Raw genomic sequence first — 13,930 nt, 5'->3', positions numbered from 1 at the left:
ATGACAGGTAGCATCCCGCACAATGTCATTGAAGAGCGATGGCCGTTTCTTCGATCACGGCCGCGAGCGTGGCCGAAAACCCTGATCTCGCAACGTCATCGATGTCGTCAGAGACAGGCAGGTCTGTGCTGGGAGTCATCACGACGGAAGCCGGACTGCCGGAACCGAATGTCATGAACTCAGCCGCAGACACCCATGAGGTTGGCAGCAAGACTAGGCCCATTGAATGTGTCTAGGACAAGACGGTCAATCTGTGACGCTCAGCAAACAGGGACGCTTCGGTATTCGCCATTTCGGGACCTTGGTCCTGGACAATTCGGCAGACCAGCGCGACCGGAGCAAATCCGGCTTCGACAACTGCGCTGACCGCCTGCTCGTACACGGTGCGCGATTGTTCCGCGACGTCATGGCGGCAGCGAACGGGCAAAACATGGCCGGGCCGACGAAGATCGTTGGGGGTGGTGCGCGGATCGGCGAGGCTTCGGAGTGTATGTGCTCGATCGATTGCCGAGATTCCGGTGCCTACTCCGACCGCGTCGACTGCAACGGTGAAACAGAGACCACTGCGCTCACTGTCGAATATGGGTTGATCAGGAATGCGCAGTCGATCGAGATCCTCTGAGTACATAGCTGCATGTATCAGTCCGGACGAGTAACGCACCGCCATCGCCACGTCTTTAGCGGTGACTGCCTCGGCGGCAGCGAACAGCACTGCGCCCTCGGTGTCCAACAAGACTGTGAGGCTCGAGTTTTCTTCCGCTCGATTCATGTTGCCGCGTTTCCAAGTAGTAGCGCTCATGTCGAAGGTCCTGTCCGGTATCGAGGTGCCTGGTTGCATCGACGATTCGGGTGTGGCGAAATCCCCGCTCGGGGTTGCGACTGATCACGAACATTGGGGAGTGCGATTTCCGACCCGGAACCGCTTGGACTCCACCGAGCGAGTGCCGGAGGTCTCGAAAAGCGTGGACTAGGACTGATCAGGGCGGCGGACGGATGCACGATTTCGCGCGTCGAGTCCGTTGGTGCATATCGGCGTGCACCGGTCATCGATCTTGTCCCGATCACTTGGTGCCTCCCAACCTGACAAGCCTCGTTCGACGAGAGTCGGACCCGCGGGTCGGGTGATGAGTTGAGTTTATAGCGGCTTTAGAACGAGCGTCAATCAAAAAGCGAATAAAGTTTGAGACGAATGGCTAGGCCGGCCAGGCCGAATGGCATTGGCCTGGCCGGCATTGTCCAGGGGGTTGGGAAGCCGGTTGAGCTGCAGTCGGGCTTGGCGCTGTGATTGCACGGCAACGATCGTGGGTGACGCGGCTCTGAAGGTGGACGTCGTGGTCGGTTTACCGCGGTCAACCCTTCGATGCGGCCCATCTCGGGTTCTTGGTGCGGCGGAATGCACTGCGGAACAGAAGGCCCGTTGGGGCTGATGTTTATCGATTCTGTGGTTCTTCACCGATGCGGATCGGTGCCGCTCAAGCCTCACATGATAAGTATCGCGTCGATATGACGCCCGCTATTGCGCCAGAATGGCGCGCGATGGCGTGTCGGCGGCTGAGTCTCGACCGCAGCTCAGAAGGAGACGGCGAAAAACGGCCGAAGACGAGGCGTTACTCGGTCAGCGATCCCCGACCGTGGACCACATTGAAGGCATGCTTCTGCGCGAGTGGGTTGAGCAACTCGTTGAGTTGATCGAACAAATCTCCTGCCGCCTCGCCGTTCCAAGCGGGAGGGAGTAGCGACAGTGGAATGCCTGGATCGCGGTACGGCAATCGGCGCCACTGAGTGAGCATGGGTACGTAGATCTGGAACGCCTCGGATGGCGTAATGCTCGAAGACTTCGCCTGATGCAACATCGGCCGGTAGACCTCGAGGAATTCTGCGTACAGGGATGTCAGTTCGTCGAGATCCCACCACGTGCGAATCTTCGCGTGCAAGTCACCGAAGGCGATGTAGTTTCCGCTGAACATGTCTACGTACTCAGACAAGCCCCGCAAATCCAAGGTGTGTCGCGCTTCGCGTGCCATCGTGCCGGGAGCGATCCACACGCCAGGGGCTGCGGTCCCGAAACCCAGGCGTGTGAGATTCGAGCGCAGTGCGTGCCGCTTGTCTCGCTCGGACTCGGGAACGGAAAAAGCCACCACAACCCAACCGTCTTCTTCGGTCGCCCGCTTCCGGTGAAAGATTCGAACGTCGCCCTCGGCCAGAACTTCGAGCGTTGCGTCCGAAAGGGAGTATCCGGCGGCACCGCCGTCCCGTTCGGAACGTAAGACCCCGCGCCGCTTCAGCCGAGAGATCGAGGAACGCACGGCCTGGCCGTCCATACCGAGGTCTCCCATGAGCGACACCACAGAGGCAACGGAGAGCCAGTTGCCTTCGGAGCGCGCACACAGGCCGAAAATGGTGAGAATCAACTGCGCGAGACGCGTGTCGCGGCCAGCGCCAACGCCCACGTGAACGTCCGCATCTTGCTTCATAGGATCACCATACGATAAGGATTCGACCGCTCCGCCCTCTCCGAGCTCGGGGCTGGCATGACGAGGTGTGCGCAACGCGTGCTCAACGCAACCTCCTCAGAATGTATCGACGAGTACACCGACGTTGAATATTCGCTATTTCGTGGGCTGAAGCGGAACCGATCCTCCTGCGGCAGGTCCAGGCGCTCGGCGTGTTGGACACTGCTCTGCGCGGAGCGCTTTGTGACCGCCGGCCCGGTGCCCTCGGTGTGGTGTCACCATTCGGCCGCTTCGAGTTGTCGACTGTCACAATCGTTGAAAGCTATTCTGGCCGAATTGGATACAGATGCGCCCTTGACGCCGCCTCACGGCACCCCGGTGTCGAAACAGCCCTAGACGATAGGCCACCCGGGCTTCTGTGCCCGACCGAGTCGACCAAGCGAAGATGCTGCAGCAGCGTCTACGTCGGCTACCAATGCGGGCAGATCCACAGTCAGCAGTTTGCCTTCGTCCATCACCACGCGTCCATCGATGAGCACGGTCTCGACGTCGGAACCACTCGATGCGTAGATGATGTCGTTGACCGGGTCTGCGAAACGGTTCGGTGCGAAAGTCAAACCGCTCGCATCGAACATCACCAAGTCTGCAGCTTTCCCTACCTCGATCGAGCCTATGGTGTCGTCCCATCGCGCCGCCTTTGCGCCGTTGATGGTTGCCATTTCGAACACCTTTGTCGCAGGCATGACGGAAGGATCGGTGCGTACGTCCTTGTGTGTGGCCGCCGCGAGGTACATGACGCGTACGAGGTCGAGAAACCGGCTGATCGCAGCTCCGTCCGTGCCCAGGGTCGTCAGGCCGCCGGCAGCGACGAACTCCGGGATGACGCCCCGGGAAATGTTGCCGTGAGCTCCGAGCATCGACGATGAGGGGCAGTGTGCGACAGAGGATGCCGACGCTGCAAGCCTCTGCACGTCGGCCTCCGGAATCCACCCCAGGTGTCCGAGCACGATACCGTGATCGAGGACCCCGCTTCGGTCGTAACGTACGAGATCCGGAGCGTGCTCGGGATTTTCCCCCTGCGGCCTACGCCCCAGGTAGTGTCCGACGATTCCCGTGTTGTTCGCCCGCGCTCGCTCCACGACACCAGCGAGCAACTCGTCGGTCACCGACATCGGAAGGTCCAAGTCGTAGAAGACTTTGAGTCTGCCGTCCGCGGTGCCGTCGAATCGGGCGAACAGATCATCGGCGTGAGCCAACGACTCGTCGGCGGATAGGACTGTCCGATCGAACGGGCCCGGGAGATCGCTCATCTGTGGTGACAGGACCCCGCGGATACCTATGGCTTCGGCTGCTGCTGCGGTCTGGTCGGTCTGCGGGCCCCCGGCATCGATGAATGTCGTCGTACCGTGTCGGATCATTTCGGCGAAAGTCGCCATCGAGGCGACATACGCCTCTTCGGGTCGAATGTCGTCCTCGTGTGGCATCAGTGTGCGGGTGAGCCGCTCGATTGCTGGCTGCTCATCGATAGTCCCGCGAATCAAGTACGCGCCAGCTGGGTGGGAGTGGCTGTCGACCAAGCCTGGAGTGAGAATGCCGTTCGGTCGTTCGATCAGCCGATCCGGTTTGTAGTGGGCAAGCACGTCGGCGCGTTTGCCCACTGCGACGATCTTCGTTCCTGCGACTGCGACTGCACCTCCCAGGATGATCCGCCGACTCGGGTCCACCGTTATCACCGCACCGGCTACCAGCACAAGGTCCACGGTTTCCGGCTGCCCTTGGGCTGAGCGCGTCTGAGTGTTGTTCATCGTGTGTTCCTCAATTTTGCAAATTTTGGATTGCGGGAAAGGCATTGCAGGTGTTCGCTACTCCGAGCGCATTTCGGTCGAGATCTGCCACGTAGGCAAAAGGGGATCAGTCTTGTCGCAGTGGGCCAGCTTGGTTGCGGCCGTTGGTGTTCCCCTCGGTAGCAGTGTCCGACTGCATTGACGCGGCCACTCGAAGCGTGCTCACCCGGTCGGATTGTCATCGAATTTCACGAAACAGTAGCCCGGAAAGTATCGCGGATATCGGTCGTCCGTCAAGCAAACGTTACCCGGTTGATCGTCCGATCGCAGAGACTCGACGCGGCGACGAGTGCAGCACAGTTCATCACTCGGCTTGCGATCGCCAGGATCCGGGTCGTCATCGAACGACTGCGCGAGGTAGGACCCGCGCCCACGGGTATCGCCCTTGTTCTGGTGAGGGAGGGCATCTGACGTGTGAAGCAGCCCAACCGGCCGGCACCGATCGCGATGCCGATCTGTTGACGAAAACCCGAACCACCACTACTCTCGCGATTGTGTGACGAGCGCTACGAGGTCGACATACTAAAGAATTGGACAGTGCATCTCCGGCACAGTAAGGATTGCGCCCTGTGCGCTTCCTGGCAGACCCTCGACAAGGCTGCTATGACCAGAGCGCTCACCTGTCCATCACTCAACTAGAGAGGACAGCGCCAAGTGGCTAAAACAATCGAGACCGGGGTCTTCCTACCGGTTGGTAATCACGGCTGGATTCATTCCGCCAACTCGCCCGACATCGAGGACGGCAGCTTCGGCCGAGTGCTCGATATCACGCGGCGTGCAGAACTCCGAGGTTTCGATTTCGCTCTCAGTCCGGCGATCTGGCGCGGCCGAAAGGGTCCGACGAACCACTGGATGCACGCTCTGGAATCGATAACCACATCAGCTGCCCTACTCCAGGCCACCGAGCGGATCAAGGTCTTCGCGACCACGCACATGGTTGTGTACCCGCCCGCGACGATCGCAAAGATGGTGTCGACGCTCGACCAGATCGGCCCTGGCAGAGTGGGTCTCAACCTGGTGACGGGGGCGAGTTACCTCGATATGTCCCATGTCGGACTATGGAACGACGACCTCGACCACGACAAGCGATACGACCTCGGAGACGAATGGATCTCCTTGGTGAAGCAGTTCTGGACGGACGAGATCATCGATTTCAAGGGTGAATTCTTCGAAACCGACAATGGCCACATGGGCCCGAAACCCTCCAAGATGCCCGAGCTCGTCAACGCCGGATCATCCGACCGTGGATTCCGTTTCGCCGCTGAGAACTGCGATATTGCCTTCACTCTGGCCAACGATGAACCGAAGTACTTGAACACCGTTCGTCGGACCAAAGAGACTGCTCGGGAGCTCGGCAGAACGGATCTCAAAACTTACGGATCGGTCACCCTCGTGCCCGCGGAAACAGACGCGCTGGCCGAGGCTCGCGTCAAGCACTTCAACGACGGTGTGGACAGTGAAGCAGTCCTCGATGTCATTGCCGGGTATGCGCAGAACAAGGATGCCGCGAAGACGGGAGCCAACTCCAAATTCTTCACGGATGGCGCTCCGCCACAGGCGCTGATGGACGGGTACATGTCCGGGTCGTACGACACCCTTGCCGAGCGCTTGGCGACGATCGTGAATGACGGCGATCTCGACGGCATCATGCTGATCGTTCCCGACTACACGAAGGATCTCGACGCGGTGACGGATCACATTCTCCCGAAGCTTGCCGAGCACGGCGTGCTGACCCGCGTCACCCCCAACGAGTGACTGCAGCGTCGAATGGGTTGTGCTTGTTGAGTGATGGTCGGGTCGATATCGACCCAGATCGTGCCGAATCCAGTCCGACGCGAACGTGCTCGAGTGGAGACAGGCCCTGACAGCGCCTGTCGGCAATGCAGCACAATGTGGTTCGGAGCTCGCGGGTTGGGCCGGATTTCATGTCACGCCGCGGGGATGGCCACACCGAACTCGGCCATCCCCGCCGAAACGAAGGTGCCGCGGCGGGACGCTCGGCCTGATTTTTTCGGCCGCATTGCCAAGTCTCTTTATCGTCGACCCTGCGTTTCACCGCTCTGGCCGGACTCAATACCGTGCGCCGTCTTAGGTACCTGGCTGCGCATGCATCTCACGGAGATCGTGCCGTCAGCGACTCGGGTCTGTGGCAGCCGCATGAAGACAGACAAAAAGCGTGTGCACGATTAATCGTGACTCGCGATCCCACCTGACAGTTAGGAGTTCACCGTGCTCGAAGATCATGACGGTGACGTGCGCAAGCTGAAGGAAGCTTTTGGTGCCTTCGCGAGCGGTGTCACCACTATTTGCGCGCATCAGGACGGAGCCCCGATCGGCATTTCGGCCAGCTCGTTCGTCGCTGTATCAATCGATCCGCCCTTGGTATCGGTCTGCGTCCAGCGCACCTCGACGACGTGGCCTACGCTTGCAACGTCCCCGAGGCTGGGAGTTTCCGTCCTGGGTGTCGGCCAATCGGCAGCGTGTCGGCAGATCGCTGCACGCGACGGTGACCGCTTCGCGGGTATCGAACTCGATACGACCGATGAGGGTGCTGTGTTCCTGGTCGGTGCCGCAGCATGGTTGGACTGTTCGGTGCACGCGATCGTCCCCGCCGGCGATCATGAACTGGTTCTCTTGGCTGTCCACGCACTGTGGACAAACCGCGGTATTGCGCCGCTTGTCTTCCACGGCAGTGGTTTTCATGCGCTATCGGCAGTGGGGGAGTGATTCGAGTACGGCTTCAGACTGCTGAGTGTCGCAAGTAGAGTCGACCTTCATCACTGAGCCATACCCGCAGGGTTGCCTTTCGGGGTCGATTGGTCTGGCCGCCGGGACCGCCGACGGGCTTCCCTGCTGATCGGACCGACAGCGAAAACTTCTATCGTAAGGACAGATAATGAGTGTGACTGTGGTGGTCGGCAACCCCAAGCCGGGATCGCATACCCGTCGGGCAGCTGAAATGCTGGCTGAACAGCTGTCGGGCCGTAAGGCCGACGAAACCATCGAATTGTCCGAGCTGGGCCCGAAACTGCTTGGCTGGGGCGATCCCGACGTGTCCGAAACCAAGGATCGAACAGCCTCGTCACGGCTGGTCATTTTCGCCAGCCCCACCTTCAAGGCAACCTACAGCGGGTTGTTGAAACTGTTCCTCGAGCAATTTTCCGGTGGCACGGGCCTCGAACATGTAGTGGCGGTTCCGCTCATGCTGGGTGGAGGTCCGACGCATGCACTAGCGCCCGAGTTGACTCTGCGACCTGTACTGGCCGAGTTGGGTGCCACCTGTACGTCAGGACTGTATCTGCTGGACTCGTCCTTCGACGACGGCGTCGTGATCGGTGAATACGCAGATCGCTGGCGTCCGATGGTGCAGGCTCTGTTTCAGGGGAATTGACGCGCGGACGGGATCGCACGGGCGTTTGTTGATCGGCGCTCGGGCAACTCGGTCATCGCGTTCTCGGTGAACTCGATAATCATGGGCGTTGTTGTGTGACTGAGCTGCTCAGTGTTGTGCAACCGACATAACGTTCCTCAGGAGGTGGTGACCGAAAGAAGAATGCGTTTCAGTGGAACAGATCAGGGACACGCATTCCGCGGAGGATGTGCTCTTCCCACATCTGCACGACAGCTTCGGATTCACCGCTCTGTACGGCGGCATGCAGTGCGGTTTGCAGAACGACGTGGCGGTCGACAGCGATCGAGCTGACCAGATCATGGTTGAAATCCGCGGCTATCAGCGCCAGGCGTATTTGATCGGACAGTTCAGCGTATCGAGCACTGAGACGTGGCATATCGGCGAGATCGACGACTGTTGAATGAAATTCGCGGTCTGCTTCGGCGATCTCCGAGGGCGTCGCTTGGGCGTCGCGAAACCTGTCGATCGCTTTATCCAATGACTCTATGTTCGTGCGGTTTTTGATGATCGAGCGAACGGCGATAATCTCGTCAGCAACTCGAAGCGAAGCAAGTTCCGGAATGTCAGTGGCAGCCAACTCGGAAATCCGGTACGAGCGATTGGCAGCCTTTCTGACAAGACCTGCCTGCTCGAGCATCCTGAGCGCTTCACGGACCGGAGACCGGCTGATGCCCATCTGCGAAGCGAGCACTGAATCTCGCAACGGTGCTCCGGGTGCGAAGTCTCCTGCCACGATTCGCTTACGAATCTGTCGTTGGGCCTCGTCCACCAGCGACAGCACGTTGATGCTGTCGAAGTTTCGATCGTCGGCGGACATGACACAACTATAAACCTTCCAAAATTCGTGCCATCGAAGCAGATGCAGTGTGGACGTGACGTGACGACCGTCTGTGGTCCGCACCTCTGCGGACCACAGACGTGCGGCTAACGGATGGCGGCAAGCGGTGAGTTCACTGCGTACTTGGGGGGCTGACCCTGCAATACACTGCGCACATCGTGGAGCGCCTTCGTCTTCGTCTCCGTGAACGACTCTGTGCTGAAGTGCGCGGAGTGTGGAGTCAGAATTACTCGTTCGAGGGACCTGAGTCGATTGTTCGCGTCCAGGGGACCGGTGTCGCCGACGAATGCGTCCAGGCCCGCACCTGCGATCTGTCCCGACTCGATCGCAACCCCCAAGGCCGTCTCGTCTACGAGGCCCCCACGCGAGACGTTCACAAGGATGGATCCGCGGGGCATCAGCGCTATTTGTTCTTCGCCTATGATATTCGCGGTTACCGATGTGAGGGGTACGTGCAGAGACAGAATGTCCGATGTCGCTATGAGCTCATCGAACGTCACCAGGTCGATGCCCTGTTCGAGTGCTGACGCCTCAGTGAGTGCTGGATCGAATGCCTTGACCTGAAACCCGATAGCTCGGGCCATTGTTGCTACCCGCTGTCCTATTCTGCCGACGCCGAGCAAGCCGAACACTTGGTCGTCGGGCCGTCGGGTTCCAAAGGCCAGCGACAGGGGTGCCGATCCGCTCTCGTGCATTGCTTTGTCCAGTGCGGTTATTCGCCGCGAAAGGTTGAGCGCAAGTGCAATTGCGTGAACAGCAACCTCACGGTAGTTGGCGTCGGGAACATTGCTGACCCACACCCCAGCTGTGGTCGCGGCTGCGATGTCGACCACGTCGAGTCCGATCCCGAAACGGGTGACTACTTTGAGTCGAGGAAGTGCGCGTAAGACCTCCGAACTGATCGGTTCGGCAACTACGATCAGTGCGTCGGCATCGGCAGCACCCGCAATGAGTTCATTCTCCGTCGTCAAGTTGCGTGCCTCGAACTCTATCCCCGCCGTACCGAGGATGTCGGCGGCCTCGGCTTCCAGAGGAACGGCCAGGCTGGTCATGATGACTTTAGCCATGTTCACGCCACCGTCGTCGAGGTTGCAGACTTGACACGGTCCCACATGTCCCATTCGGCTGCGACGCCGGACGAGATCCACGGTAGGTCACCTCCGATCAGGAGAACTCGGCTGCCTCTCCTGGAGTAGAAGTCGACGTCGCGTTCGCTGAAGCAGAAGGCACCTGTTGCTACGCCGCGTTCGGTCGCGGATTCGATTACTTTCTCGATCGCCTTGGTGTGTTCCTGCCCAAACGGTGCGACCCCCATAGAAAGTGCAAGGTCGAAAGGCCCGATCACCACGGCGTCAAGTTCGGGCACACTGACAATCTCGTCGATCGCGTTGACCGCCGCCGCGTTTTCTATCTGCACGATGACCAAATTGCTCTCGTTGGCTCGGGCTGTGTAATCACTACTAGCGAGTGAGTACCCGTACTGGCTACCGCGACCCGGTCCAGCCCCTCGTTTTCCCGACGGTGCGAAACGAGCTCGCTGGACGACGTCTGCGACCTCGTCCGCAGTCTCGAGTCGGGGAACGACAACTCCAGACGCTCCGAGATCCAAAACGCGACCGATGTAGTGGCCGGCCTCCGGAACGCGCACGATAGTCGGTTTGTTATGCACGTCGGCTGCTCGAACAAGCGTCTCTATCTGCTCGATAGTCAGAGCTGAGTGCTCAGCATCCAGGCAGAGTAGGTCGAATGGGCTCATTGCGGCGATCTCGACAATCGAGGGGGCTGTCGATAAAATCGTTGTGCCGATCAGTGGGCGATCGGCAATGTGTTTACGCAATTCGTGTAGTGGCACGTGAATTCTCCTCGTTGTTTCGTTTTACTTGGTGCGAGCATTTGGGGAAATGGTAAGTAGGCCTCGGTAAGCAGGAGTCTCTGCCGCGTCTTCGGCCGAAATTATCGGCCGCGCAATCGTTGCTCCGATAATGGTCATCAGTTGTGCAACTACCAACATCCCTGCCACGAGCCAAGGCGAACCGTTCAATGCGAGAACTAATGCGGCAGCAACAAGTGGTGTTGGCCCGGCGATGAATCCGCCTTGCAACTCTCGTGACGACGTAAGACCGGACGCTCGGTACTCGGGCTTGAAAAGTGTCGGAAGTACAAGGGTCTGAGCCGTGGATCCGGTCGCCCAACCCACTCCCCATAGAATCACGCTCGCCAGCACGATCAAGGCGAGGTTTCCAGTGCCCAAGAGCATGAAGTAGGGGAACGCGAAAACAACGCCACCGATCGCACCTGTCAGTAGTATCGCCTTGGAACCGAACCGGTCGGAAAGTTTTCCCCACATCAAAATGAACACCATTCCGGTGGAGATCATGGCGAGGTTTGTCAGCAGGGCTTCGGTTGGTTCCAGGCCGATTTGCTTGGTGAGATAGCTTATCCCGAAAGTCGTTGCCACAAATCCGGTTACATTGAGGCCGGATGGTATGAGAAATCCTCCTGCAAAGTTTCTTGGACTCGCACGAAACGCGTGGCCCATCGCAAGGAATGGGTTACCACGAGCCTCTCGGATATGTCCAGCTCTACGCGACTCCTTGACCTTCTCGAACGCTGGTGTTTCGCCAATTCTGCCTCGTAGAACGATGCCTACGATTGTCAGTATCGCGCCTAGTAAGAAGGGTAATCTCCAGCCCCAATCGAGAAAGGCCTCAGTAGATAGGAAAGTACTCAAAAACGTGAACAGAATAAGCGCGAGTAGGTTTCCCGCCATCGACCCGAATATCAAGAAGGATGAATGGAATCCCTTCTTTTTCGGTAGCGTGGACTCGCTGACGTAAATCATGGCAGTAGCCAATTCGGCACCGGCCCCCGCGCCTTGCATCAGTCGAAATATGATGAGAAGTATCGGTGCCCAGTATCCTATTGCGGAGAACGGGGGCAGCAATCCTATGGCTGTGGTAGCGACCCCCATCAGCACAATAGAAATGACCATCACGGGTCGGCGACCCCATTTGTCAGCGGCAGCGCCGAAAATTATCCCTCCCAGTGGGCGGGCGATGAATCCCACTGCAAACGTGCCGAAGGCGGCTAGCTGAGCCAGTGACCCAATATCCGCGGGGAAGAACAGAGGGGCAATAACTAGGCCCGCAACGAAAGCGTACAGCCCATATTCGTACCACTCTATGAAGGTTCCTGCCGTCGCGGCAGCGACCGCGCGGCGAGTTCGTTGCTGAGGATCATCCGTGACGTGCTGCAGCGATAGTTCGCTCATGAAGCTTCCTTCAGTCGAGGTGTGCTTGAAAACACCATAATGAATACTGTCGACACTTTCAAGGCTTTCGCGGATCTACTTGCACGGGCTCGGTCATCGTTGCCAGTGCAGAACCCGCCGACGCAACCACGTGAGAATTTGTGTCCTCCCTTCGGGCTGCCCTCTGTCTCGAGGCAGTGGCAAGGGGTGGACCGACCCAACCTCAAATTGCGAACAACGCTGCTGCAGTTGATGCCTTCTCGGCGATCATCCGGATTGGTACATCGCTTCGGCTCATGACGGTCGGGGCAGCCGCCTCCAGCTCGAACCGATCAATGCGGTCATCGTGGTCGCGCGAGCGTGGGGCGATACAGGGTCGCCTGCTCGTCCGGACCTCGGTTGATCCGTGTTGTCTGAGGACGCTTCCGTGTCTGGGGCCACGTCGCCATCGACCCGATGACCGTTCCGCGGCGCGATGACGTCGTCGCAGCTGGGGAGTGCGGTGGCATCTGGCGGCAGATTGCCGTGGACACACCTACGACAACCGATCGGGGTCTTTGGCGTCGAGCGGTCGAACTTGCTGGTCCCGCATCTTAACCACTTGATAGCAATATAGGAGAGGCTAACCTCAGTGTAACTCGTGCAAGTGCCTGGTGTTGACTTTGAGACATGTACTGGCCGAGCTCGGTGCCACGTGTACCTCGGGGCTCTATCTGCTCGACTCCACCTTCGATGACGGTGTCGCGATCGCTGCATTCTGTGATCGTTGGCGAATTGTGGTTCAGGCTCTGCTTCGGCGAGAGTGACGCGTGTACACAATGTGATGGGTATGTCGATCAGCGTTCTAGGAATTCACTTATCGACTGTCGTGAAAAGACGGTGCTGGAATCTCGCGACCCGGGCATCGATTCGAGGCATCAGGCCAGCGGGATTCGAGGAGTGTGCGGCAAAAAGCCACGCCAATATTCTGCGTGTGAAATGCTATGACGGAAGCCGTCAAAGGAGAATTACAAGATGAGAGCTATATGCGCAACCGCAAGCCGAACACTGGAATTGCGAGATGTTCCGAAGCCTGAAGCGCCTATGCCCGGTCATATCACTGTGCAACTGGACTCGGCCGCAATCATGCCTGGCGATAAATTCTTTCTGACGCATCCCATGCCGGATGGATCGATGAGGGGTGGTCGATACGATGTTTTCGGCGCGAATGGTGCCGGTACCGTCGTTGCGATCGGCCAGGACGTTCCGGATTCTTACGCCGGGAAAAAGGTGGGCATCTACGTCGCCGCCGCACCGAGCGTCGATACGATCGGAATGTGGAGTGAGTATGTGCATGTTCCGTACCGAAGCTGCATGATATTGCCCGATCATGTTCGAGTCCGAAACTATACGGGGTCCTTTGCCAATGTGTTGACGGTCTACGCCTTCCTCTCGCAAGCGCTCGAGGAAGGTCATAAGGGAGTTATCGTTACGGCGGGCACGTCAGCAACCGGTCTTATCGCTGCCTCTCTCGCACGCAGGCGAAACATCCCGGCGATATTTCTGGTTCGGTCGCCGCAAGCCCGGGATGTGCTCGTGGGCTACGGTATCGAGCACGTCCTTTTGACCACCGAAGCCGGCTTCCAAGAACGGCTCGAATCGCTCGCTGCGCAACTCGAGGCGACTGCGGTTTTCGACGGCGTTGGGGGCGAGCTTCTCAGCCGCGTCTTGCCCAGCTTGCCGATGGGTTCGACGGTCTATATTTATGGTCTTATCGGGGGAGCCACACCGGCGGAGGTTCCCGCTGTGTTGATCATCAGCAATAAACTGACCCTGCGGCATTTCACCAGTCTCGAGACCTCGACGGTGACCGATCCCGAAAAACGAGCTGCCGCTGTGAAAGATATCGAGTCGATGATCGACGATCCAATGCTCGAGACGAGAATTGGCCGGGAATTTTCCTTCGATCAATTCGAGGAGGCCATGGCCTTTGTGGTGCGGCCGGGCGAAAGGGTGGTGTTGGTTTCCTGATGTGCATCAGTGGCTTCTCCGGTGGCCTCGATTCGGCTTGCTGGACGCCACTCGAAGCCTCGTCAGACCTCGACGGGGTCGGAATCCGCACGGCACAGGACGCTCCCGGACGGGCTTTTGTGT

Annotated in this window: 11 protein-coding genes; 4 read left to right on the top strand and 7 right to left on the bottom strand. The window is 58.9% G+C overall.

Annotation, left to right across the window (positions count from 1 at the left end; genetic code table 11):
• Positions 1-232: 232 nt before the first annotated feature.
• From ACFI9K_RS04450 to ACFI9K_RS04440, 3 genes are all read right to left on the bottom strand, one after another.
• Positions 233-799 carry a 3,4-dihydroxy-2-butanone-4-phosphate synthase gene (locus ACFI9K_RS04450; protein ID WP_462662411.1) on the bottom strand — a complete coding sequence of 189 codons (567 nt, stop codon included), beginning with the start codon at positions 797-799 and terminating at the stop codon, positions 233-235.
• A gap of 808 nt (positions 800-1,607) precedes the next feature.
• Positions 1,608-2,474 carry a PaaX family transcriptional regulator gene (locus ACFI9K_RS04445; protein ID WP_462662410.1) on the bottom strand — a complete coding sequence of 289 codons (867 nt, stop codon included), beginning with the start codon at positions 2,472-2,474 and terminating at the stop codon, positions 1,608-1,610.
• A gap of 371 nt (positions 2,475-2,845) precedes the next feature.
• On the bottom strand, positions 2,846-4,258 hold the full coding sequence (locus ACFI9K_RS04440; RefSeq protein ID WP_462662409.1) for an amidohydrolase family protein: 1,413 nt from the start codon (positions 4,256-4,258) through the stop codon (positions 2,846-2,848).
• 693 nt (positions 4,259-4,951) lie between these two features.
• Between ACFI9K_RS04440 and ACFI9K_RS04435 the strand changes: the two genes are divergently transcribed.
• The 3 genes from ACFI9K_RS04435 to ACFI9K_RS04425 all read left to right on the top strand — a co-directional run bounded on the left by ACFI9K_RS04435 (position 4,952) and on the right by ACFI9K_RS04425 (position 7,688).
• Complete coding sequence (locus tag ACFI9K_RS04435; protein WP_462662408.1) at positions 4,952-6,052, top strand: LLM class flavin-dependent oxidoreductase; 1,101 nt, start codon at positions 4,952-4,954, stop codon at positions 6,050-6,052.
• Between the two features lie 474 nt (positions 6,053-6,526).
• A complete protein-coding gene (locus tag ACFI9K_RS04430; RefSeq protein ID WP_462662407.1) occupies positions 6,527-7,024 on the top strand; it encodes a flavin reductase family protein in 498 nt (165 codons plus the stop codon).
• Between the two features lie 169 nt (positions 7,025-7,193).
• Entirely contained in the window at positions 7,194-7,688 is a 495-nt protein-coding gene (locus ACFI9K_RS04425) for an NADPH-dependent FMN reductase (RefSeq protein WP_462662406.1), read from the top strand.
• A 169-nt stretch (positions 7,689-7,857) separates the two neighbouring features.
• Here the strand turns inward: ACFI9K_RS04425 and ACFI9K_RS04420 are convergent, their stop codons facing one another.
• The 4 genes from ACFI9K_RS04420 to ACFI9K_RS04405 all read right to left on the bottom strand — a co-directional run bounded on the left by ACFI9K_RS04420 (position 7,858) and on the right by ACFI9K_RS04405 (position 11,818).
• Positions 7,858-8,526, bottom strand: a complete 669-nt coding sequence (locus ACFI9K_RS04420) for a GntR family transcriptional regulator (RefSeq protein WP_462662405.1) — start codon at positions 8,524-8,526, stop codon at positions 7,858-7,860.
• Between the two features lie 107 nt (positions 8,527-8,633).
• Positions 8,634-9,614: a C-terminal binding protein gene (locus ACFI9K_RS04415; protein ID WP_462662404.1), complete on the bottom strand. Its 981-nt coding sequence runs from the start codon at positions 9,612-9,614 to the stop codon at positions 8,634-8,636.
• A 2-nt stretch (positions 9,615-9,616) separates the two neighbouring features.
• Positions 9,617-10,399 (bottom strand): HpcH/HpaI aldolase family protein, encoded by a 783-nt coding sequence (locus ACFI9K_RS04410; protein WP_462662403.1) that lies wholly within the window; start codon positions 10,397-10,399, stop codon positions 9,617-9,619.
• Positions 10,400-10,423: 24 nt separating this feature from the next.
• Positions 10,424-11,818: an MFS transporter gene (locus ACFI9K_RS04405; protein ID WP_462662402.1), complete on the bottom strand. Its 1,395-nt coding sequence runs from the start codon at positions 11,816-11,818 to the stop codon at positions 10,424-10,426.
• Positions 11,819-12,880: 1,062 nt separating this feature from the next.
• Here ACFI9K_RS04405 and ACFI9K_RS04400 point away from each other — a divergent pair.
• Entirely contained in the window at positions 12,881-13,807 is a 927-nt protein-coding gene (locus ACFI9K_RS04400; protein WP_462662401.1) for a zinc-binding dehydrogenase, read from the top strand.
• Positions 13,808-13,930: the final 123 nt, after the last annotated feature.

This window comes from Rhodococcus sp. PSi06 (assembly GCF_054960675.1).
Note: the sequence above shows the minus strand (reverse complement) of the source record. Positions and strands in the feature narration are given on the sequence as shown.

Excerpts from the sequence above, each read along its gene's own strand:
- ACFI9K_RS04405 (WP_462662402.1), bottom strand. The coding sequence starts at position 11,818 with ATGAGCGAACTATCGCTGCAGCACGTCACGGATGATCCTCAGCAACGA.
- ACFI9K_RS04420 (WP_462662405.1), bottom strand. The coding sequence starts at position 8,526 with ATGTCCGCCGACGATCGAAACTTCGACAGCATCAACGTGCTGTCGCTG.
- ACFI9K_RS04415 (WP_462662404.1), bottom strand. The coding sequence starts at position 9,614 with ATGGCTAAAGTCATCATGACCAGCCTGGCCGTTCCTCTGGAAGCCGAG.
- ACFI9K_RS04445 (WP_462662410.1), bottom strand. The coding sequence starts at position 2,474 with ATGAAGCAAGATGCGGACGTTCACGTGGGCGTTGGCGCTGGCCGCGAC.
- ACFI9K_RS04425 (WP_462662406.1), top strand. The coding sequence starts at position 7,194 with ATGAGTGTGACTGTGGTGGTCGGCAACCCCAAGCCGGGATCGCATACC.
- ACFI9K_RS04400 (WP_462662401.1), top strand. The coding sequence starts at position 12,881 with ATGCCCGGTCATATCACTGTGCAACTGGACTCGGCCGCAATCATGCCT.
- ACFI9K_RS04440 (WP_462662409.1), bottom strand. The coding sequence starts at position 4,258 with ATGAACAACACTCAGACGCGCTCAGCCCAAGGGCAGCCGGAAACCGTG.
- ACFI9K_RS04450 (WP_462662411.1), bottom strand. The coding sequence starts at position 799 with ATGAGCGCTACTACTTGGAAACGCGGCAACATGAATCGAGCGGAAGAA.